The organism is Promicromonospora sukumoe 327MFSha3.1 (assembly GCF_000385135.1).
Taxonomy (GTDB): Bacteria; Actinomycetota; Actinomycetes; order Actinomycetales; family Cellulomonadaceae; genus Promicromonospora; species Promicromonospora sukumoe_B.
In genome coordinates, this window is sequence record NZ_ARQM01000002.1 from 12,661 (window position 1) to 33,786 (window position 21,126).

Annotated in this window: 21 protein-coding genes; 5 read left to right on the top strand and 16 right to left on the bottom strand. The window is 74.6% G+C overall.

Annotated features, from left to right (window positions below):
- The first annotated feature begins 61 nt into the window (after window positions 1-61).
- A complete protein-coding gene (locus H291_RS0100780; RefSeq protein WP_051109351.1) occupies window positions 62-499 on the top strand; it encodes an acyl-CoA thioesterase in 438 nt (145 codons plus the stop codon).
- On the opposite strand, the gene H291_RS0100785 is transcribed toward H291_RS0100780, so the two are convergent.
- The 12 genes from H291_RS0100785 to H291_RS0100840 form a co-directional block, all read right to left on the bottom strand.
- Window positions 468-2,147, bottom strand: a complete 1,680-nt coding sequence (locus tag H291_RS0100785) for an AMP-binding protein (protein ID WP_020013069.1) — start codon at window positions 2,145-2,147, stop codon at window positions 468-470. The two genes, H291_RS0100780 and H291_RS0100785, sit on opposite strands and share 32 nt — an antisense overlap.
- Window positions 2,144-3,421, bottom strand: coding sequence for an acyl-CoA dehydrogenase family protein (locus H291_RS0100790; RefSeq protein WP_020013070.1), 1,278 nt, complete (start codon window positions 3,419-3,421; stop codon window positions 2,144-2,146). Before H291_RS0100790 ends, H291_RS0100785 begins: the two co-directional genes overlap by 4 nt.
- Entirely contained in the window at window positions 3,421-4,536 is a 1,116-nt protein-coding gene (locus H291_RS0100795; RefSeq protein ID WP_020013071.1) for a phosphotransferase family protein, read from the bottom strand. Before H291_RS0100795 ends, H291_RS0100790 begins: the two co-directional genes overlap by 1 nt.
- Window positions 4,537-4,574: 38 nt before the next feature.
- Complete coding sequence (locus H291_RS0100800; protein WP_026365248.1) at window positions 4,575-5,852, bottom strand: ABC transporter substrate-binding protein; 1,278 nt, start codon at window positions 5,850-5,852, stop codon at window positions 4,575-4,577.
- 11 nt (window positions 5,853-5,863) lie between these two features.
- Window positions 5,864-6,910 (bottom strand): branched-chain amino acid ABC transporter permease, encoded by a 1,047-nt coding sequence (locus tag H291_RS0100805; protein ID WP_020013073.1) that lies wholly within the window; start codon window positions 6,908-6,910, stop codon window positions 5,864-5,866.
- Window positions 6,907-7,785: a branched-chain amino acid ABC transporter permease gene (locus H291_RS0100810; RefSeq protein ID WP_026365249.1), complete on the bottom strand. Its 879-nt coding sequence runs from the start codon at window positions 7,783-7,785 to the stop codon at window positions 6,907-6,909. Before H291_RS0100810 ends, H291_RS0100805 begins: the two co-directional genes overlap by 4 nt.
- A 23-nt stretch (window positions 7,786-7,808) precedes the next feature.
- Window positions 7,809-8,540: an ABC transporter ATP-binding protein gene (locus H291_RS0100815; RefSeq protein ID WP_020013075.1), complete on the bottom strand. Its 732-nt coding sequence runs from the start codon at window positions 8,538-8,540 to the stop codon at window positions 7,809-7,811.
- The gene (locus H291_RS0100820) at window positions 8,537-9,346 is read right to left on the bottom strand and encodes an ABC transporter ATP-binding protein (protein ID WP_020013076.1); all 810 of its coding nucleotides are present in this window, start codon (window positions 9,344-9,346) and stop codon (window positions 8,537-8,539) included. Before H291_RS0100820 ends, H291_RS0100815 begins: the two co-directional genes overlap by 4 nt.
- A 97-nt stretch (window positions 9,347-9,443) precedes the next feature.
- Entirely contained in the window at window positions 9,444-10,202 is a 759-nt protein-coding gene (locus H291_RS0100825; protein ID WP_020013077.1) for an SDR family NAD(P)-dependent oxidoreductase, read from the bottom strand.
- The gene (locus H291_RS0100830; protein ID WP_020013078.1) at window positions 10,199-11,257 is read right to left on the bottom strand and encodes an NADPH:quinone oxidoreductase family protein; all 1,059 of its coding nucleotides are present in this window, start codon (window positions 11,255-11,257) and stop codon (window positions 10,199-10,201) included. The genes H291_RS0100825 and H291_RS0100830 overlap by 4 nt, the downstream gene beginning before the upstream one ends.
- Window positions 11,254-11,880: a TetR/AcrR family transcriptional regulator gene (locus H291_RS0100835; RefSeq protein WP_033325341.1), complete on the bottom strand. Its 627-nt coding sequence runs from the start codon at window positions 11,878-11,880 to the stop codon at window positions 11,254-11,256. Before H291_RS0100835 ends, H291_RS0100830 begins: the two co-directional genes overlap by 4 nt.
- A gap of 41 nt (window positions 11,881-11,921) precedes the next feature.
- Window positions 11,922-12,710 carry an SDR family oxidoreductase gene (locus H291_RS0100840; RefSeq protein ID WP_020013080.1) on the bottom strand — a complete coding sequence of 263 codons (789 nt, stop codon included), beginning with the start codon at window positions 12,708-12,710 and terminating at the stop codon, window positions 11,922-11,924.
- Between the two features lie 161 nt (window positions 12,711-12,871).
- Here H291_RS0100840 and H291_RS0100845 point away from each other — a divergent pair, with 161 nt between their 5' ends.
- The 3 genes from H291_RS0100845 to H291_RS0100855 are packed head-to-tail and all read left to right on the top strand — an operon-like array spanning window position 12,872 to window position 14,629.
- On the top strand, window positions 12,872-13,501 hold the full coding sequence (locus tag H291_RS0100845; protein WP_020013081.1) for a QsdR family transcriptional regulator: 630 nt from the start codon (window positions 12,872-12,874) through the stop codon (window positions 13,499-13,501).
- Window positions 13,502-13,514: 13 nt separating this feature from the next.
- Window positions 13,515-14,051: a YbhB/YbcL family Raf kinase inhibitor-like protein gene (locus tag H291_RS0100850; RefSeq protein WP_020013082.1), complete on the top strand. Its 537-nt coding sequence runs from the start codon at window positions 13,515-13,517 to the stop codon at window positions 14,049-14,051.
- Window positions 14,048-14,629 carry a YbaK/EbsC family protein gene (locus H291_RS0100855; RefSeq protein ID WP_020013083.1) on the top strand — a complete coding sequence of 194 codons (582 nt, stop codon included), beginning with the start codon at window positions 14,048-14,050 and terminating at the stop codon, window positions 14,627-14,629. The genes H291_RS0100850 and H291_RS0100855 overlap by 4 nt, the downstream gene beginning before the upstream one ends.
- Here the strand turns inward: H291_RS0100855 and H291_RS0100860 are convergent.
- The 3 genes from H291_RS0100860 to H291_RS0100870 form a co-directional block, all read right to left on the bottom strand.
- Window positions 14,616-16,070, bottom strand: coding sequence for an extracellular solute-binding protein (locus tag H291_RS0100860; RefSeq protein ID WP_020013084.1), 1,455 nt, complete (start codon window positions 16,068-16,070; stop codon window positions 14,616-14,618). The genes H291_RS0100855 and H291_RS0100860 overlap by 14 nt on opposite strands.
- Before the next feature lies 1 nt (window position 16,071).
- Window positions 16,072-17,970 carry a vWA domain-containing protein gene (locus H291_RS0100865; protein WP_198012375.1) on the bottom strand — a complete coding sequence of 633 codons (1,899 nt, stop codon included), beginning with the start codon at window positions 17,968-17,970 and terminating at the stop codon, window positions 16,072-16,074.
- A 170-nt stretch (window positions 17,971-18,140) separates the two neighbouring features.
- Window positions 18,141-19,118, bottom strand: a complete 978-nt coding sequence (locus H291_RS0100870) for a siderophore-interacting protein (RefSeq protein ID WP_020013085.1) — start codon at window positions 19,116-19,118, stop codon at window positions 18,141-18,143.
- A gap of 294 nt (window positions 19,119-19,412) precedes the next feature.
- On the opposite strand from H291_RS0100870, the gene H291_RS0100875 reads away from it, so the two are divergent.
- On the top strand, window positions 19,413-20,228 hold the full coding sequence (locus tag H291_RS0100875) for an MHYT domain-containing protein (protein ID WP_020013086.1): 816 nt from the start codon (window positions 19,413-19,415) through the stop codon (window positions 20,226-20,228).
- A gap of 54 nt (window positions 20,229-20,282) precedes the next feature.
- Here the strand turns inward: H291_RS0100875 and H291_RS0100880 are convergent, their stop codons facing one another.
- On the bottom strand, window positions 20,283-21,110 hold the full coding sequence (locus tag H291_RS0100880) for a TrmH family RNA methyltransferase (protein WP_020013087.1): 828 nt from the start codon (window positions 21,108-21,110) through the stop codon (window positions 20,283-20,285).
- Between the last annotated feature and the right edge of the window lie 16 nt (window positions 21,111-21,126).

The following is a 21,126-nucleotide window of genomic DNA, read 5'->3' on the forward strand; positions in this document are numbered from 1 at the left end:
CAGTATGCATCATTCCTGAATATGTTGCACCGACCCCTCGGTGCGGGACTACGCTGCCTCGATGGGCTATCGCCATCCGTTCCCGCTGCGCTGGAACGACAACGACCAGTACGGCCACATGAACAACACCGTCTACTACGAGGCCATGGACACGGCGGTGAACACGTGGCTCATCAAGCACACCGACCTGGACCCCGCGGGCGCCGTGATCGGGCTCGCCCGGGCCTCCTCGTGCGAGTTCCTCGCCCCGGCGTCGTTCCCGGAGGAGCTGGAGGTCGACGTCGCCGTCGGCAGGCTGGGGCGCACCTCGCTGACCTGGGACCTGGCGATCCTGCGCGCGGGCGCGCCCGACCGGAGCGAGGCGTACGCGACGGGCGCGTTCACGCACGTGTTCGTGGACCAGGTCGAGCGACGCCCGGTCCCGGTCCCGGAGGTGATCCGCGCGGCGGTCGAGCGACACCTGGGCTTCACCCCGCCGACGGCGAGTGGCGCGCCGTGAGCTCGCGCTTGAGCACCTTGCCGCTGGGGCCCAGCGGCAGGTCGGCCGAGACGTGCACCACCCGCGGGTACTTGTACGCCGCCACGTGCTCGCGCATCCAGGCGACGACGGCGTCCGGGTCCACCTCCGCGCCGTCGGACGGCACGACCGCGGCGTGCACCTCCTGCCCGCGCGCGGCGTCGGGCACCCCGAACACCGCGGCCAGCGCGACGCCCGGGTAGCGGGCGAGCACCGCCTCGACCTCCGTGGGATACACGTTGTAGCCGCTGCGGATGATCATGTCCTTCTTGCGGTCCACGATCGTCACGACGCCGTCGGCGTCCACGGTGCCCAGGTCGCCGGTGCGGAACCAGCCGTCCACGACGGCGGCCGCCGAGGCGTCGGGCCGCCCCAGGTACCCCTTCATCAGGTTGTGCCCGCGCACCACGATCTCGCCCAGCTCGCTCTGCTCCCCGGCCGCCGAGCCCGGCGCCGGGGCGGGCAGCAGCTCGACCCGGTCCTCCACCTCGGCCACGGCCACCGCCACGTCGACGCCCCACATGGGCCGCCCCACGGTGCCGGGCCGGATGGGCTCCGACGTCACGTTGAACGTGCACGACGGCGACGTCTCGGTCAGCCCGTACCCCTCGTGCACCTGCGCGCCGAACGCCTCCTCGAACGCCTCCAGCAGCGCCACCGGCAGGGCCGCGCCGCCCGAGACGGCGAACCGCAGCGGGGGCCGCGCCGCCGTGCGGCGGGCCGCCTCGACCATGCCGGCGAAGTTCGTCGGCACCGCCGTGAACACGGTCGCGCCGTGCGCCACCAGCAGCTCCAGGGCCTCGTCCGGGTCGAACCTCGGCAGCAGCACGATGGACGCCCCGCGCCGGAACGCCATGTTCAGCACCGCCATCTGGCCGAACGAGTGGAAGAACGGCAGGCCGCCGTAGACGACGTCGTCGGGCCGCAGGTCGAACGAGTCGATCAGGGAGCAGTGCACCTGCTCGACCATCGCCAGGTGCGACCCGACGGCGCCCTTGGGGGTGCCCGTGGTGCCGCTCGTGTACAGGATCGTGGCCGCGGCCAGGGGGTTCACGCCCGCGTGCCGCTCGATCGGGGTGGCCCCGGTGGCCTCGTCCTCCAGCCGCGCCACCGGGGTGCCCTGCTCGGCGAGACCGCGGGCGGCGTCCGGCGGCAGCAGCACGGTCAGGAGCGGCACCCCGGCGCGGGCGGCCGCGGGCGCCGCCTCCGCCAGCATGGGGGCGGCGACCACGACGACGTCGGCCCCGGCGTCCCGCAGCACGAACTCGATCTCGTCGGCGCGGAACAGCAGGTGCACCGGCACGACGACAGCGCCGAGCGCGAGCGTCGCGTAGTAGACGCGCGCGAAGTCGGGCACGTTCGGCACGATCATCGCGACGCGCGAGCCCGGCCCGATGCCCCGGGCCGCGAGCGCCCCCGCGTAGGCGCGGGTCTGGTCCCAGAGGTCGCCGTAGGTGGTGGCCTGCCCCATGAAGTACAGGGCGGGCCGCTCGGGGAACCGGCGGGCGGTCTCGGCGAGCATGCTCGCGACGGACAGGGTGCCGTAGCCGGGCCCGTCGACGGCGGGGTCGGGGGCCGCCGGTGTGGGCCGAGCCGGGTCGGGCGCGGCGGGCGCGGGCGCGTGGTTCATGTCGGGTCTCCTTCGACGGTCGACGGTGCGGGGGCGACGCGCGCCAGGTAGGGCGCACGCCGGCGGAGCTCGGCGCGGCCGAGGGAGGCCAGGTGCACCTCGTCGGGCCCGTCGGCCAGGCGCAGGGTGCGCACGCCGGCGAGCAGCTCGGCCAGGGGGTGGTCGCCGGAGACCCCGGCGGCGCCGAACACCTGGACGGCGCGGTCCAGGATCTGCCCGACGGCGCGGGGCACCGCGATCTTGATGGCCTGGATCTCGGTCATGGCGGCCTTGTTGCCGACGGTGTCCATGAGCCAGGCGGTCTTGAGCACGAGCAGGCGCAGCGCCTCGATCTCGATGCGCGAGGTGGCGACCCACTCGCGCACCACCCCCTGGTCGGCGAGCGGCGCGCCGAACGCGACCCGCTCGGCGGCGCGCTCGCGCACCAGGTCCAGGGCACGCTCGGCCGTGCCGAGGGCGCGCATGCAGTGGTGGATGCGGCCGGGCCCGAGCCGGGCCTGGGCCATGGCGAACCCCTCGCCCTCCCCGCCCAGCAGGGCGGAGACGGGCACGCGGACGTCGTCGAACACGATCTCGGCGTGGCCGCCGTGGTCGCGGTCGTCGTAGCCCAGCACGGTCAGGCCGCGCAGTACGGTGACGCCGGGGGTGTCGCGGGGCACGAGCACCATGGACTGCTGCCGGTGCCGGGGCGCGTCCGGGTCGGTCTTGCCCATGACCACCAGCAGCCCGCAGTCCGGGTTCATCGCGCCGGTGGCGAACCACTTGCGGCCCGTGACCACGTACTCGTCGCCGTCGCGCACGATGCGGGTGGCGATGTTCGTGGCGTCCGACGACGCGACGGCGGGCTCGGTCATGCAGAACGCCGACCGCTGCGTTCCCTCCAGCAGCGGGTCGAGCCAGCGCTCGCGCTGCTCGGGTGTGGCGAAGTGGGCCAGCAGCTCCATGTTGCCGGTGTCGGGGGCGGCGCAGTTCATGGCGACGGGTGCCAGCTTCGGGCTGTACCCCGTCAGCTCGGCCACGGGGGCGTACTGCAGGTTGGTCAGGCCGCCGCCGCGTTCCGCGGCTGGACCCCCGGGTGGCAGGAACAGGTTCCACAGCCCCCGCTCCTTCGCGGTGGCCTGCAGGTGCCGGACGACGGGCCGGAACGACCAGTCCCCGGGCGTCGCCGCGACCTGGGCGGCGAGCACGGGCTCGGCGGGCAGCACCTCGTCCACCAAGAGGTCCCGGACCCGGGCGGTGATGTCCCGCGTGGTCGCGTCGGGTGCGAAGTCCATCAGGCTCCTCCTGTCGTGGTGCCGTACTCCGGCGAGGCGCCGCCGAGCCGCGCCAGCCCCTCGCGGGCCAGCGGCTCCACGAGCGCGCCGATCGTGTCGAACCCGGCGCCGACGGTCTGGCCGCCGGTGTACCGGTAGTGGATGCCCTCGAGGATGACCGCGAGCTTGTAGCAGGCGAACGCCCGGTACCAGGCAAGGTCCGGCACGGCGGTGCCGGCGCGGGCCGCGTAGGCGTCGATGACCTCGGCGAAGTCCGGGTAGCCGGCGCCGGGCACGATCGCCCCGGCGACGCCGACGACGCCGGCCTCCTGCGTCAGGTCGTGGATGTCCCAGTACATGCCGAGCATGCCCAGGTCCACGAGCGGGTCGCCGAGCGTCGCCATCTCCCAGTCGAGCACCGCGGCGACGTGCGGCGCCGCGGGCGGGCCGGCCACCAGCACGTTGTCGAGCCGGTAGTCGCCGTGCACGATGCCGGTGCGCGCGCCGTCGTCGGGCACCGTGGCGCCCAGCCGCTCCTGGAGGGTGTCCAGGAGCGGCTGGGGCCGCGAGCGGGACGCGTCGTACTGCCGCCGCCAGGTCGTCAGCTGGCGGGCCAGGTACCCGGCGGGCCGGCCGAAGTCGGCCAGCCCGACGGCCGCGGGGTCGGTGGCGTGCAGGTCGGCCAGCACCTCGGCCAGCTCGACCGACAGCGCGCCCAGGCCCGCCTGCGTCCAGGCCGCGTTGTGCTCGGGCCGGGCCAGGACGGCGCCGTCGACGTGCTCCATGACGAAGAACACCGTGCCCGTGACCTCTCCCGGCCCGGTGTCGTCCACGACCGCCACGGTGGGCGGCACCGGGATGGTCCCCGCCAGGGCGGTGATGACCCGGTGCTCGCGCCGCATGTCGTGCGCGCTGGACAGCACGTGCCCCAGCGGCGGACGCCGCACCACGAGCGGGCGGGCGGCGCCGTCCACCCGGTAGGTGAGGTTGCTGCGCCCGCCGGTGATCAGGCTCGCGGTCAGGCCGGGGCCCGGCCCGGAGTCCGGCCTGGAGTCCGGCCCGGCGAGCTCCGGGTGCGTCCTGGTCAGCCAGGCGGCAAGTCCCGCGACGTCCAGGCCGGGAAGTTCGTGCGTCATGGTTCCCCTCTCGTGCGGTGGTTCTGGTGGCTCCCCGGTCACTCGGTGAGCGGGATGCCCTCGTTCTCCAGCGGCACCTGCGCGGGCTCGACCGGCACCGCGCCGGCCTCGGTCACCTCGTAGGCGTCGTCGGTGAAGTCCTGCACGCCGTCGGTCACCACCGCGATGCGGACGGTGCGGTGCGCGAAGTGGTCGTCGGCGGAGTAGGTCAGCGGCGCGATGCCGTTGCCCTTGAGGTCACCCGACTCGACCGCGGCCACGAGCGACTCCCGCGTCGGGTCGGGCCCGGCGGCGGCCAGCGCCTCGGCGAACTGGTAGCCCACGCTCATGCCGTAGGTGGTGTTTCCGGTGTAGGGCGCGCCGTCGTTGTACTCGTCGTTGATCGCCGAGAACAGCTCGTACCACTCGGACGAGGGGCTGTTCGGCAGGTAGTTCACCGAGACGAGGCCCTCCAGCACCGGGGCGACGTCGTCGCCGAGGTACTCCACGAGCGTGGGGTGGTCGGCGCCCGAGGAGGACACGTGCCACCTCGGGAACCAGTCCATCTGCGCGGCGGTGCCCACCGCCAGGGCGGTGAAGCCGTTGATGGTGCCCAGCACGTTGTGCGTGCAGCCCGCCTCCTTCATGGCCCCGATCTGCGCGGTCACGTCCTGGTCGGCCGTCGAGTAGACCTGGTGGGTGGCCACCTCGCCCTCCCCCAGCCCCAGCTCGACGCCCGCGAGGATGCCCTCGCCGAAGTCGTCGTCCTGCCCCAGCACGCAGACGACGGCGTCCGGCTCGGTGTCCAGCGCGTACTGCGCCAGCGCCGCGCCCTCGGTCACGTAGTCCGCGTTGAACCCGAAGGTGTACGGGTACTCCTCCGGCTGGTCCCACGTCAAGGATCCGGAGGCGACGAACAGGTCGGGCACCCCGTTCTGGTCCAGGTAGTCGAGCACGCTGGAGTGCGTGGGGGTGCCCAGGCCGCCCACGACGGCGAAGACCTGGTCCTCCTGGACCAGCTCGCGCACCACGGTCTGCGTGTTCGCGGGGTTGTAGCCGTCGTCCTTGACGACGTACTCGATCTGCCGGCCGTTGATGCCACCCTCGGCGTTGACGTAGTCGAAGTAGGCCGCGGTGGCCGCCGAGATCGACGCGAAGCCGGCCGCGGCCGGCCCCGTCAGGGGCTGGTGGGTGCCGATGACCACCGTGTCCTCGGTGACGCCGGGTACCTCGGCGGCCGCGGGCGTCGAGCAGCCGGACAGCGCCGTAGCGGTGGTCAGCCCGAGGACGGCGGCCGTGCCCACGGAGCGGGGGCTGGACAAAGGAGCAGTGCGCATTTCCGTTCACCTCACTGTGTTGGAAAGAACTTGGCTGGAAGGGACGTGGCAGAACGGGCCTTGGCTGGAAGAAGCCGGGCGAGCCCGCCCGGCCGGAGCAGGGTCACGACGATGACGACGACGCCGAACAGGGCGATCTCGAGGTTGCCCTGCAGCCGGTGCCCGAGGTCGGCGGGCAGCGCCGCCGTCGCCTGGTCGACCACCCACGGCAGCAGGGTCACGAGCACCGCGCCGATCGCGGCGCCGCCCAGCGAGCCGAGCCCGCCCACGACGGCGGCGACCACGAGCAGCAGCGAGAACCCGAGCCCGTAGGCGCCGGGGCTGACCTGCTGCGTCACGATCGCGAGCACCGCGCCGCCCAGGCCGGCGGCCAGGGCGCTGAGCACGAACGCCCCGGCCTTGACCCGCCCGGGGTCCACGCCGGCCAGCCGGGCGGCCGTCTCGTCGTCGTGCACCGCCCGCATGCGCAGGCCCGCGCGCCCGGCGCGCACGGCGACCAGGGGCGTGACGGCGCAGGCCGCGACGAGGATGGCGAGCCAGGCGTGCCACTGCTCGGTCGCGATGAGCAGCGCCAGCGGGTCGGGCACGGGCACGAACGGGGCGCGCACGCCCTGCTCGCCGTTCAGCCCGGGGATCGTGCTCGCCGCGGCGGGCAACGCGATCACCAGGGCGAGCGTCAGGCCCGCCAGGTAGGGGCCGCGCAGCCGCGCCGCGGCCAGCCCGAGCAGCAGCCCGAGCAGCCCGGCCACGACGACGGCGCCGGCCACCCCGGCGAGCAGCGGCAGCAGCCAGCCGCCCGCGCCGTCGGCCAGGGTGGTGCCCTCGACCGCGGTGGCGACCCAGGTGGCCGCCCATGCGTACCCGTAGCCGCCGGCGGCCATGAGCACGGCGTGCCCCAGGGAGAGCTGGCCGGTGAGCCCGACCAGCAGGGTGAGCCCGGCGACGGCCACGAACGTGCCGGTCGCGGTGGCGAGCTGGTAGTTGCGGTACGGGTCGAGCAGGAAGGTCGCGCCCAGGGCGAGCAGCGTGAGCAGGGCGGCGCGGGTCAGGAGTCTCATGCGGTCCGGGCCTCCCGGGCGGCGAACAGCCCGTGCGGGCGCACGAGCAGCACGACCGTGAGCAGGGCGAGCACCGCGGGCGGAGCCGCGGCCGCCGAGGCGTACCCGGTCACCAGGCTCGCCAGGACGCCCACCGACAGCCCGGCCGCGAGCGCCCCGACGGGCGAGTCGAGGCCGCCGATGACGGCGGCGGCGAAGGCGTTGACGAACAGCACGTCGGCGGCGTGCGGGTCCAGGCCGAGCCCGGTGGGCACGAGCAGCAGGGCCGCGAGCGCCGCCGTCGCGATCGAGAGGGTCCAGCCGAGGGTGACCATGCGGGGCACGCGCACGCCGAGCAGCCGGGAGGTCTCGGGCGCGAAGGCGGCGGCGCGCATCCGCAGGCCGAGCGACGTGCGGCCGAACAGCCACGCCAGGGCGCCCATGACGACGGCGGCGACCAGGAGCACGAACAGGTCGTAGGGGCTCATCAGCGCGACGCCGCCGACGGTCAGCGGCCGCTGCGAGAACGGCGCGTGCACGGGGCGGTGGTCGGGGCCGAAGGCGATCGCGAGCCCGGCCTGGAGCACCATGACCAGGCCGATCGCCACGATGATGCCGGCCAGCGGGTTGTCCTGGGGCACGCGCCGCATGAGCCCGCGCTCGACGACGGCGCCGAGCAGCGCGCCGGCGGTCAGGGCACAGGCGAGCCCGAGCCAGTACGAGCCGGTGGCGGCGGTGACCGCGACGGCGACGTACACGGGCACGACCGCCAGGGCGGCCTGCGCGAAGTTCACCACGCGGGCGGCGCGGTAGACGATCACGAGCGACAGCGCGAACAGCGCGAGCACGGCGCCGCGCGCCAGCCCGGTCGACAGCAGGAACACGAGTCTTTCCATCGGCGGGTCTCCTCTCCCGGGTCTCAGAAGCCCAGGTAGGCGTGGCGGAGGGCGGGGTCGGCGGCCAGGTCGGCGGCCGGGCGGTCGGCGACGACCTCCCCGAGGGACAGGACGACGCCGCGGTCGGCCACCGACAGCGCGCCGGTGACGTTCTGCTCGGCCAGGAGCACGGTGAGCCCGGTGGCGCGGGCCTGGTCACGGAGCACGCCGAGCAGCTGGGCGACCACGAGCGGCGCGAGGCCGAGGGAGGGCTCGTCGAGCAGCAGGACGCCGGGCCGGGCCACCAGGGCCCGGGCGAGCGCGAGCATCTGCCGCTCGCCGCCGGACAGGGTGTGGCCGGGGGCGGCGCGGCGGCGCGCCAGGGGCTCGAACAGCTCGTACATCTGCCCGACGGCGGCGTCGCGCTCGGGGCGGGCGTGCTTCCGTCCCGCGTACCTCCACAGCGCCCCGAGGCGCAGGTTCTCGGCGACGGTCAGCTCTGCCACGACGCCGCGCCCCTCGGGCACGAGCGCGAGCCCGCGGCGCACGCGGTCCTCGGTGGGCAGGCCGGTCAGGTCGGCGCCGTCGAGCAGCACCCGCCCGCGGCGGGCGGGGGTCAGGCCCAGCAGGGCGCGCAGCAGGGTGGTCTTCCCGGCGCCGTTGGCGCCGAGCAGCGCGACGACGCCGCCGTCGGGCACGGTCAGGTCGAGGCCGTCGAGCACGGGGGCGCCGTCGCCGTAGCCGACGGTGAGCCCCTCGACGGTCAGGGCGCTCATGCGGACTCCCCCGCATCAGAGGTCTCGACAGGCTCGACCAGCGCACCCCCGCTGGTCGAGCTTGTCGAGACCCCCGCCGGGACGCCCAGGTACGCCTCCTCGACGGCCGGGTCCCGGCGCACCTCCTCCGGGGTGCCGCACGCGATGACGTGCCCGAAGTCGAGCACCACCACGCGGTCGGCGACCTCCGCCACGAAGTCGACGTGGTGCTCGACGAGCAGCACGGAGCACCCGGCACCGGCGACGTCGCGCACCGTCCCCGCGAGACGGTCGATGTCGGCGGGCCCGAGCCCGCCGGCGGGCTCGTCCAGGAGCAGCAGCCGGGGCCGGGTGACCAGCGCCCGGGCGAGCGCCACGCGCTTGCGCTCGGGGTAGGGCAGGGTCCCGGCGGGGACGCCCGCCACGGCGTCGAGCCCGAGCGCGTCGAGCGTCTCGCGGGCGACGTCGGGCCCGGGAGACGGGCACACACCCGTCAGCGGCACCAGCACGTTCTCCAGCACCGTGAGGCGGTCGAACAGCCCCAGCCCCTGCAGGGTCCGGGAGATCCCGGCCCCCACCAGCCCGGTGGCCGACGACGGCGCGGGCCGCCCGTCCACCCGGACCCGGCCGTGCCGGGCGCGCACGAGGCCGCACACGGCGTTGAAGACCGTGGTCTTGCCGGCGCCGTTGGGGCCGATCAGCGCGACGGTCTCGCCGTCGGCCACGGAGAAGGACACGTCGGTGAGGGCGGTCAGGCCCCCGAAGGTCACGGTGAGCCCCGACACCTCCAGGCGGGGCGGGTCTGCTGTGCTGCTCGTCGTCGTCATCGGCACCTCGTCGTGTCGGATGGTGGGTGGGTGAAGAAGAAACCGACCGGCCGGTTTGTTGGGGGCGGACCACGCCCGCGACCGGCCGGCCGCGGGTCTACCGGTGCGGGATCCCGCTGGTCATGCCGCCGTCGACGACGATCTCCTGGCCGGTGATCCAGGCCGACGCCTCGCTCGCGAGGAAGAGGACCGTCCCGGCCAGGTCGGCGGGCACGCCCGGGCGGCCGAGCGGGATGATCAGCGCCTCGGGGTCGATGCGCGTGCTCATCTCGGTCAGCACCAGGCCGGGGTGCACGGAGTTGACCCGGATCCCCGCGGAGCCGAGCTCGACGGCGAGCGACTTGGTCAGGCCCCGCACCGCGAACTTGGAGGCGGTGTAGCCGTGCAGGCTGCGGCTGCCGCGCAGGCCCTCGACCGAGGAGACGTTGATGATCGAGCCGCGCCCGGCGGCCTTCATCGTGGGCACCACGGCCCGGCAGCCCAGGAACACGCCCGTGGCGTTGACGGCCATGACGGCGTTCCACTTGGCGAGCGTGAAGTGCTCGATCGGGGCGGCGTTCGCGATGCCCGCGTTGTTGACCAGCACGTCCACGCCGCCGAGCTCGTCCGTCACCCCACCCACGACGCGCTCCCAGGCGTCCTCGTCGGTGACGTCCAGGTGCACGAACCGGGCCCGCTCCCCCAGCTCGTCGGCCAGCGCCCGGCCCTCGGCCTCCAGCACGTCGGTGACCACCACGTGCGCCCCGGCGTCGTGCAGGATCCGCACGTACGCCGCGCCGATGCCGCGGGCCGCGCCGGTCACCACGGCCACGCGGCCGGTCAGGTCGTGCAGGCGGGCCGCCTCCTCGCCGGTCATGCGCCCGCCCCCTCGTCCGCGCCGGTGCCCGTGCGCCCGCCGGCACCGGTGCCGACCACCGCGTCGTCGGCCACCCGGACCACGAGCCGGCCCGTCGTCGTGCCGGCCGCCAGCCGGGCCACCGCCGCGGGCGCCTGGTCGAACCCGACCACGTCGCCCAGCACCGGCCGCAGCACGCCGTCGGCGGCGAGCCGGGTCAGCTCGGCGTGCGCGGCGTCCACGAGGTCGGGACGGCGCTGCTGGTAGAGGGCCCAGTGCAGGCCGAGCACCGCGTAGTTCTTCACCAGCGCGAGGTCGGGCCGGACCGTCGGCGTCCGCCCGCTGGCGAACCCGACCACCACGATCCGGCCCTCGAACGCCAGGCAGCGCGTGGAGCGCTCGAACGAGTCGCCGCCCACCGGGTCGAACACCACGTCCACACCCGGCCGGCGCAGGGCGCCCACCCAGTCGTCGTCACGCAGGAACACCTCGTCCGCGCCCGCGGCGCGGGCCGCCGCCACCTTCGCGGCGCTGCCCACCACCCCGACCACGCGGGCTCCGGCAGCCTTGCCGAGCTGGCACGCGGCCGTGCCGACGCCGCCCGCGGCGGCGTGCACCAGCAGCGTCTCGCCCGCGCGCAGCCCGGCGCGCCGGTGCAGCCCGAACCACGCCGTCTGGTACGCGATCGTCAGCGCGGCGGCCTGTGCGTCGTCCAGGGCCGACGGCGCCGGGTGCACCGCCTGCACGGGCACCGTCGCGTACTGCGCCAGCACGCCGATCTTCGAGCCGACGACTCGGTCGCCCACCCGCACGCGCTCCCCCTCCGTCACGCCGGGGCCGAGCGCGACGACGTCGCCGCACAGCTCGATGCCGGGGACGAACGGCAGCTCGGGCCGCTCCTGGTACTCACCGCGGGCCAGCAGCACGTCGGGAAAGTTCACCGCGACCGCCCGGACCCGCACGAGCACCTCGCCCGGCCCGGGCTCCGGCACCGGGACGTCGTGCAGCTCCAGCACCTGCTCGGGCTCCCCGTGGGAGACCACGCGCCACGCCTTCGTCGCCGTGGGTAGGTTCACTTCGCTTTCCCTCCTGATGGTTTCGTCGCCGACGGCTCGGCGCGGATGCCGCGCAGGAACAGCTCGGTGAGCTGCTCGGCCAGCTCGGCGGTGGTCTCGGGCCCGGCGGGCGAGTACCACTGGGGCAGGTAGTGCACGTCCGAGAAGAAGTGCGCGATGAGCACCGCCGGGGGGACGTCGTCGCGGAACACGCCCTCCTCGATGCCGCGCTCCAGCAGCGCCTGGAAGTCGTCGTGGTAGGCCCGGCGGCGCCGCTTGACCTCCGCCTGCCGCTCCGGCGCGAGCATGTGCTGGCTGCGCGTGTACACGGTGCCCTCGGCCAGCAGCTCGATGGAGGTGGTCACCACGTCCTCGCAGACGGCACGCAGCACGTCCTCGACGGCGTCGCCCCGTTCGGCGCCCGCCGCCACGAGCTGGTCGAGGCGGGCCTTCTGGAGCGACAGCATGCGCTCGTAGATGGCGAACAGCAGGTCGTCCTTGGACGCGAAGTAGTGGTACATCGCCCCCTTGGTGACGCCCGCCGCCGCGACGATCTCCTGGACGCTCGTGGTGGCGTAGCCCTGGGTGGCGAACAGGTCGAGGGCGGCCCGCAGGACCTGGTCGTGGACGTTCGTGGTGCGCATGGGCACATCCTTCACCGCGAGCGCCGCCAGGGCCGCGCGGCTCACCAGGCGGCCCGCACGCTGGCCCCGCCGTCGACCAGGAGGGTCTGCCCGGTGACCCAGGCGGCGTCGTCGGACAGGAGGAAGGCGGCGGGCCCGGCCACGTCGTCCGGCTCCCCGAGGCGCCGCAGCGGGTAGGCGCGCGCGGCCTCCTCCTCGCGGCCCTCGTACAGGGCGCGCGCCAGCTTCGTCCGCACGACGGCGGGCGCGAGCGCGTTGACGCGCGTGGCCGGGGCGAGCTCGTCGGCGAGCTGGACGGTCAGGTTGATCAGGGCGGCCTTGGAGACGCCGTAGAACCCGATGTTCGTCGCCGACGTCGTGCCCGCCAGCGACGCCATGTTCACGACCGAGCGCAGCCCGCCGGCCGCGACCGCCTCGCGGGTCCACTCCAGCGCGGCGATCACGTTCACCTCGAGGATCTTGCGGGCCACGCCCGTCTCGACCTGCGCGAGCGGCCCGTAGGCGGGGTTGATCCCGGCGTTGTTAACCAGGTGGTCCAGCCGCCCGAACCGCTCCACGGTGCGGGCGATCGCCGCGGCGCGGTGCGCGGCGTCGTCCGCCTTGCCCGCGACGCCCAGCGCGCGGTCCGGGCCGAGCCCGGCCACGGCCTCGTCCAGGGTCCCGGCGTCGCGGCCGGTGATGACCACCCGGCCGCCCTCGGCCACGACGCGGCGGGCGATCGCGAGGCCGATCCCCCGGCTCGCGCCCGTCACGAGCGCGACCCTGCCCTCGAACCTGCGCCCGGGCTCCCGCCCGTCCTGGTTGCCCTCGGCGACGTCGTCGTCCGCCACGCGTACCTCCACACCATCGACATACCGTCTGGTCGGTTTGCACGAGGACCGTAGCACGCCCCCACGGCCCGGAGATAGAGTGCTGAGCGGAAACAGATGTCCCGTTTGCATCATTCTGCATTGTGTTGCACGGCGGACCCGAGTGACGGTTGGATGACCTGATGACGACCACGACGTCGAGCATCGCGACGGTGGGGCTCGACGCTGCGCCGAGCCGCCTGTCCGCGCGGCTGGCCACGCACCCCGAGGCCCAGCGCGTGCTCGACCTGGCGCGGGACACCTTCATCGAGGGCTACCGCATCGACATGGGTCCCCTGGCCACGCAGCTCGGCGTCGACCGGACGTCGGTGTTCCGCTGGGTCGGCAACCGCGACGCCCTGCTGTCCGAGGTGCTGTGGTCGCTGGCCGTGCCCACGCTGGTGCAGGCCGAGCACGCCAACGAGCACCTGACCGGCGCCGAGCGGCTGGCCGGCCTGCTGACGACGTTCGCGCGCGACCTGATCGTCGCCGACTACTTCCGCGCGTTCCTGCGCCGCGAGCCGGCGCGCTCCCTGCGCCTGCTGACCACGGCGGACAGCCCGATCCAGCGCCGGTTCGTCGCCACCGTCGAGTGGCTGGTGGTCCGTGACCTGGGCCCCGAGCCGTTCGACGGCACCATCACCCCCGAGGAGCTCGCGTACCTGCTGGTCCGGGTCTCCGAGTCGCTCACCTACGCCGACCTCATCACCGGCGACGAGCCCAGCCCGGCGCGCGCCCGCACGGCGTTCCGCCACCTGCTCAGGGTGACCTGACAGAGTGAGCCCCATGGATTTCACACGTCCCTACCCGCCGGACCCCTACTCGCTGCTGCCCGCGCCCGCGGTCTTCTCGGTCAAGAGCACCGACCTGACCGACGGCGAGCGCATGCCGGACGCCCACGCCGCGCACGACCGGAACATCTCGCCCGCGCTGGAGTGGAGCGGTTTTCCCGCGGACACCCGGTCGTTCGTGGTGACCTGCTACGACCCCGACGCGCCGACGCCGATGGGCTACCACCACTGGACCGTCGCCGACCTGCCGGCCGACGTCACGTCGCTGGAGACCGGCGCGGGCGCCCCCGACGGCTCGGGCCTGCCCGCCGGGGCGTTCCAGACCCGCAGCGACGGCCACACCCCGGGGTTCGAGGGCGCCGGCCCGCCACCCGGCGACCACCCGCACCGCTACATCTTCGCCGTGCACGCGCTCGACGTGGCCCCGGGCGAGCTCGGCCTGGGCCCGGACAACACCAACGCGCAGGTGGCGTTCAACGTCTACTTCCACCTGCTCGGCCGCGCCACGCTGACGGCGACGTACAGCCGATGAGCGGCAACGCCACCCTGCCGACCCTGGGCGACCTGGCCTGGGTCCCGGCGCTCGAGCACCCGGAGCTGCTCGCCGAGCCCGTGCTCGCGGCGCTGACGGCCTGGGCGGAGTCGGACCCGCGGGTCGCCGGGCAGGTCGCCGTCACCGAGATCGACCCCGACCACGCCGACACCGCCACGCTCAACGAGCTGCACGACCTGCCGCCCGAGGCCTCGGCCAACTGTGTGCTGGTGGCCGGCAAGCGGGCCGAGGAGGAGCGCATCGCGGCGTGCGTGGTGCCCGCCAGCACGTTCGCCGACGTCAACAAGCGCGTGCGCAAGCTGCTCGACGTGCGCAAGGCGTCGTTCCTGCCGACCGAGCGCGCGGTGGCCGACTCCGGCATGGAGTACGGCGGCATCACGCCGGTCGGCCTGCCCGAGGACTACCGCGTGCTGGTGGACTCCCGGTTCACGCAGGACGGCACCATGGCGCTGATGGGGTCGGGCGTGCGGCGCTCCAAGCTCCTCATGCCGGGCCCGCTGCTCTGCGCCATGCCGGGCGTCGAGGTGATCGAGGAGCTGGGCGTCAGCCGCGCGTGACGCGGCCGTCCATCGCGGCAGCCATGCGCTCGGCGAACTCGGCGGCGTCGAACCGGGCACCCTCCCGGGCGGACAGCGCGGGGCGCACGTAGCGGCGGAACTCCTCGCTGAGCTCCACGTAGTGCTGCAGGCGGGGGCGCGGCGTGGCGTCGTCGAGCGCCTGGCGCAGGGCGTCGCCGGCCGTGCGCTCCGGGTCGTCGGCACCCGTCGCGCCCCCGGCGCCCCTGCCCGTCGCGAGGTCGGCGAGCGAGGCCGCCAGCCCGTCGGTCTCCGCCGGGCGGGCCCAGGGCGCCGCCGGGTCCAGGTACGGCGCCTCGCGGCTCGCGGCGAAGCCGCCGCGCTCGAAGATCATCTGGTGGCTGCGCTCGTCGGTCAGGAACTCCACGAGCCGCCGGGCGGCCACCGGGTAGCGCGTCGCCGCCGCCACGGCGAGGCTCTGCCCGCCCAGCACGCCGCCGCCGGGCACGGGCATGAACCCGACGCGGAACGGCACGGCGTCCTCGCCCCGCAGCACGCGCAGCGCCCGCGGCCAGTGCCGCAGGAACACGGCGTGGCCGGCCGCGAACGCGGCGAGCGAGCCCTGCTCGTCGTAAGCGAGCGACGCCGTCGCGCGCTGCCGCTCCGCCAGGGCCTCGACGGTCGCCCCGATCCGCTCGACGTCGTCGAAGACGGGGCGGCCGGCGGCGTCGACCGACACCGCGCCGGCGCCGGTCAGGACCTCCCAGAGGTTGACCGTGAACCCCTCGTAGCCGGCGAGCTGCTGGGCGATCGCGATGTCCACGGGCGGCCGGTCCAGGCCGGGGCGGTCGCCGCCCAGCGCGGCGACCACCTCGTGCGCGAACCGGTCCAGCCCGGCCCAGCCGTCGGCCACCGGGACCGGGTCGGTGGCGGGGACGGAGCCCGCGTAGAACTCGCTGATCAGGTCCAGGTTGCAGTAGACGAGCCCGACGTCGGAGTTGAACGGCAGCGCGTACGTCGCGCCGTCCCAGGTGCCCGCCGCCCAGGGCGCGCGCAGGAACCCGGCGGCCGAGGCGCCGTCGAGCACCCGGAGGTACCCGCTCTGCGCGAACTGCGGCACCCACGGGATGTCCAGGTTGTAGACGTCGGGGCCGGGCGCGCCGGCCTGCGCGGCCGAGAGCATGGTGCTGTACGCGAGGTCGGCGTTGCTCGACACCTCGACGATCCGCACCGGGTGCGCCTCGTGCGCGCGGTTCCAGAGGTCCACGAGCGCCCGGCGCTGGCCGCCGTCGGTCTCGTCGCGGCCGCTGAGGATCGTGAGCTGGTCGCCCGCCCGGAACGTCTCGAGGTCGGCCGGGCCGCCGAACAGGCGCTCCAGACCGAGCGGGAGCCCCGCGCCCACGACCAGCCCTGCCGCGCCGCCCACGAAGAAGCCCCTGCGGGTGATCCCGTGCGAGCCGCCGCCCGCCGCGCCACCGGTCACGTCACCGTCCTCCCAGCTGCCCGAACAGGCCGTCCAGGGTGCCCTCCAGCTCGCCGAAGGAGCTGTCCCAGCACTCGCCGTCCCACTCGGCGGTGATCCGCCGCAGGTCGCTCGCCTGGCACGACGCCTCACCCACCGCCACCGCGTAGACCCGCACCCCGGCGGCCGACTCGGCCCGGGCGGAGCGCACCAGGTCGGCCGCCGTCAGCTCGGCGCCCGGCCCCGGCCCGGGGTGGTTCTCCCCGTCGGTCAGCACCACCAGCGCGGTCAGGTGCCTGCGGGTGGCGCCGTCGGGGTCGAGGCCGGCCAGGTAGGACGTCCCCGCGTCGACGGCGTCGTACAGCGGCGTGGCGCCGTCGGGCTGCACGCGGGCCAGGCTCCGGGGCGCGGCGCTGCGTGCCTCGGTGCTCCGGGTCAGGTCCAGGACCGGCCGCGGGCTGGACGCGGCCGCCCCGGAGAAGACCCAGATGCCCGCCTCGTCGGAGCCGCTCAGGTGGCCGAGCGCGTCCAGCACGCCGCGCTCGGCGACCTCCGAGCGCTCCCGGGTGCCGTCCGCCGGCCGGTCCATGGAGGCCGACGCGTCCAGCAGCACCAGGACCCGCGCCGGCCGCCGGGCCGCGCGGTACCGGTCCTCGGTGGACAGCACGCGCGTGTACGCGACCCGGCTCGCGCCCGGCTCGATCACGGGCGCGCCCCGCAGGCCGGGCAGCGGCCCGTCCTCGCCCGACGGCGGCTGCCCGTTCAGGCCGCGCACGTGCGCGCCACGCTCCAGCGCGGCCTGCCCCTCGGCCGTCCCGAGCCACTCCACCAGGGCCTGCGCCCCGCGCGACCGGCGCTCGGCCGGTCGTGCGGCGGTGGCGCCGGGCGGAGCCCAGTCCAGCCGCACCGCCGTGCAGTCCAGGCCGACGGACGAGCCCGGGTAGAACGGCACCAGAGGAGCGCCGCCGGTGCCGCCCGAGGCGGGGCATCCCACGGCGCCGTCGAGCATGGCGCGCTCGGTGGTCAGCACCGCCACGCGGGGCGGCCGCTCGCCCGACAGCTCGTCGAGGCGGCACAGGAGGGCGCCGTCCGTGCCGATCGGCAGGCCGGCCCGTTCGAGCGCGTGCCCGAGGTCGAGCTCGAGCGTCGCGTCGTCCGCCGCCGTGCCGTCGTACAGCGCGACGGTGTGCAGCGCCGCGGCGAAGGAGGTGTCAGGGCCCGCCCGCACGACGTCGAGGTCCGCCGCCCCCGCGGCGTCGATCAGCTCGCGGGCCGAGTCGCCCCCGTCCGTCGTCGCGCGCAGCGCCTCCGCGTGCGGCTCGGGGACCGCCAGGACCAGCGGCGACCCAGCCACGACCTGCCGGTCGGCGACCGTGAAGGCCGGGCCCGCGGACGCCTCGACGATGTCGGCCTGGGACCGGGACTCCGCGATCCACACGTCCGGCCGCGGACCCAGGTCCGGCGTGTCCTGGTCCGGGTCGCCGGTCCAGCCGGAGGCGAACGCCGCGCGCAGCGCGGGCCAGCCCACTCCGAAGGTCGTCACGTGGTACCGCGGGCAGGAGAACGCGGTGACCGAGTCGCGCTCGAAGGCGTCGGCCGCGGCCGCGAGACCCGTGGCGCCGTCCTCCGGCACCATCACTGCGAGCTCGGTGGGGTCCTCGCACGACCGCGCGCGCTGCAGGCCGATCACCGTGGCCGTCGTGCCGGCCAGCACCAGGACCAGCGCCGTGGCGACGAGGACCCGGTGCTGCCCGGACCAGTCCCACGCGGCGGTGAACCAGCTCGCGTACGTCCGCACGCGGACGAGCGCGGCCAGGCCCGACAGGAACAGGACCACCGAGACGACCAGCAGGACGATCTGCGTGCCACGGTCGACGACGCCCATCGCGGCGGTGCAGATGCCCGCCACCGTGCCGAACACCGCGAACACCGTGGTGCGGTGGTCCCCCCACCACGGCCGGGGACCACCACCCTGGCGTTCGGAACTACCTGGCTGCCCCGTCGCACCCATCCGCCCTCCCAGACGTCAGGGTCCGATATTTACCACATTTGACCAGGTGATTTCCCGGGTCGACGTGGTATTCGGGGAAATCAGTTCTCCGCGCGGCCCTTGCGCCAGTAACCCATGAACGCGACGGACTTGCGGTCCACCTGGCACTCGTTCACCAGATAGCGGCGCAGCGTCTTGATGACGCCGGCCTCGCCCGCGAGCCACGCGTACAGCACGGTGTCCTGCGCCAGGGGGCGGCCCGCCTCGTCGACCGGAACCTCCCACAGGATGCCGGTGTCGATGTCGACGTCGTCCATCTCGCCCGACAGGTCCACCCCGGCGGCGGTCAGCGCCGGTGCGGTGTCCGACGACGGGCGCACACCCATCGCGAGCAGCCGGTCGGCGGCGGCCTGGACGGCCGGGACCAGCACGTCGCCGTGCTCGCGGCCGTCGCGGGCCAGCCAGTGCACGCGCACGCCCTCGGGCGCGCCGAGCTGCCAGCCGTCCTCGGGGTGCGGCACCTCCAGGAAGACCTCGCCCACGGCGTCGGCGGGCAGGGACTCGCAGATGGCGGCGATGGCGGGCACCGCGGTCTCGTCGCCGGCCAGCAGCAGCGCGTGGCTGGACGTCGGCGGCGCGAACTCGACGCCCCCGTGGATGCCGTCGTACTCGGCGTTGGGGCCCATGATGACCAGCGGGTCGCCGGCGGCCGCGGTCAGCGCCCAGCGCGAGGCCGGGCCGGTGTCACCGTGCATCACGACGTCGACGTCGACCTCGCGCAGGTCCTGGCGCACCGTGCGGACCGTGTAGGTGCGCATCGGGTTGCGGTGCTCGTCGGGGAGCATGCGCCAGGCGGCGTACCAGTCGGGGTCGTCGCGGCGCAGCGCGTCCCAGCCGCCCTGGGGCGACGGGAGCAGCAGCTTGATGCGCTGGTCGCGGCCGTTGTCCGCGAACTTGTCCAGGTCCGGTCCCGTGAAGGTGAAGCGAACGAAGGACGGGCACAGACGCGTCACGCGCGCGACCTGGACATCGAACATTCGCGAGGGCTTGACGTCGAGCCCCTCGGTCTTGGTGGTCACGACGGTGAGCCTAACCTAACTTTGCCGGGCCTGGGCCACCTCCTCCGGAGCCTGGGACGGGGCGTGCGTCACACGGTCGGCGCCGGCCCCGGCAGCGAGGAAACGCGCAGGGAAAGCCGCTGTCCCTGACACGAAAAGATCACCCCCTCGCCGAGAAAATTAGCCCAGCACAAACGGTGCATGTCATCGCATAGAGGGGCTAACTTGGCGACGATCCGAACCGCTTCGACGTCCCCCCGGTCAGCGAATGGATCACTACCCCAGACACCCCTTCATCAGCTGGAGAACGACATCATGATCGACCATTTCGCGCTCGGCTGGGTCACACCTGTCCTCTCGTTCCTGCTCTCGTGCGCCGGCTGCGCCGTCGGCCTGACCTGCACCGCCCGTGCGCGCGTGTCCCACGGCTTCGCCAGCACCACGTGGCTCGGGCTCGGCGCGATCTCCATCGGCGGCACCGGCATCTGGACCATGCACTTCGTGGCCATGCTCGGGTTCTACGTGCGCGGCACCGAGACCCGGTTCGACGTGCCCCTGACGTTCGCCAGCGGCCTGCTCGCCGTCGTCGTCGTGGGCCTCGGCCTGTTCATCGTGCGCACCGCCGGCGTCGGGCCGGTCGCGCTGCTGGCGGGCGGCCTGGTCACCGGGCTGGGCGTCGCCGCCATGCACTACCTCGGCATGCGCGCCCTGCACGTGGGCGTCGAGATCACCTACGACACGCTCACCGTCGTGCTCTCCGTGATCATCGCGGTCGTCGCCTCGACCGCGGCCCTCTGGCTGTCCGCCAAGGTGCAGACCGTCGCCGCGGGCGCCGTCGCGACGGTCGTCATGGGCATCGCCGTCTCCGGCATGCACTACACGGGCATGGCGGCCATGCGCGCCGAGGAGACCGACGCGATCGTCCAGGTCACCTCGGGCATCGGCGTGGGCGCGCTGCTCGGCCCGCTCATCATCGGCGTCACGATCAGCACGATCATGATGCTCCTCGTGGTCGGGCTGGCGCCCAGCCCCCAGGAGATGGAGGCCCAGGAGAAGTTCAAGGGCTGGCAGGGGCGGCAGGACGAGCTCCAGCGCGAGAACGCGACGGCCCGGCGGTCCCAGCTGCTCTGACGCGGCGCCGGACGCCGGCGCGGCCCCGTTCGTCCGGAGCGCGCCCCGCCGGCGTCAGACCCGCGTGGCCCAGAACGCCACGGCCGACGCCGCGGCGACGTTGAGCGAGTCGACGTCGCCCGCCATCGGGATGCGCACCACCAGGTCGGCGGCCTCGACCGCACCCTGGGTCAGGCCGTCACCCTCGGTGCCGAGCACCAGCGCGAGCTTCTCCGGCGGGTTCGCCACGAGCTCGTCGAGCGTGATCGAGTCGTCGGTCAGCGCGAGCGCCGCGACCGTGAACCCGTCCTCGCGCAGCCCGTGCAGGCCCGCGGGCCACTCCTCGACCCGGGTCCACGGCACCTGGAACACGGTGCCCATCGACACACGCACCGAGCGCCGGTAGAGCGGGTCGGAGCAGCGCGGCGAGACGAGCACGGCGTCCACCCCGAGCGCCGCCGCGCTGCGGAACGCGGCACCGACGTTCGTGTGGTCCACGACGTCCTCCAGCACCGCCACGCGGCGCGCCCCCGCCCCGCCGCGGGCGTTCGCGAGCAGCTCGTGCACGCTCGGCAGCGGCGGCCGGTGCATCGCGGCCAGGGCACCCCGGTGCAGGTGGAAGCCGGTGATCTCCTTGAGCAGCGGCTCCTCGGCGACGTAGACGGGCGCGCCGCTGGCCGCCACCAGGTCGCTCATCGAGTCGAGCCACTTGGGCGCCATGAGGAACGAGCGCGGCCGGTGCCCCGCCGCGAGCGCCCGCCGGATCACCGTCGAGCTCTCGGCGATGTAGAGCCCCTTGGCGGGTTCGTGCTTGGAGCGCAGGACGACATCCGTGAGGCTGTTGTAGTCGGCGAGGCGCTCGTCCGCGGGATCGTCGATGCGGACGACGTCGAGGGTGGTCACCGGACCATTGTCGCCG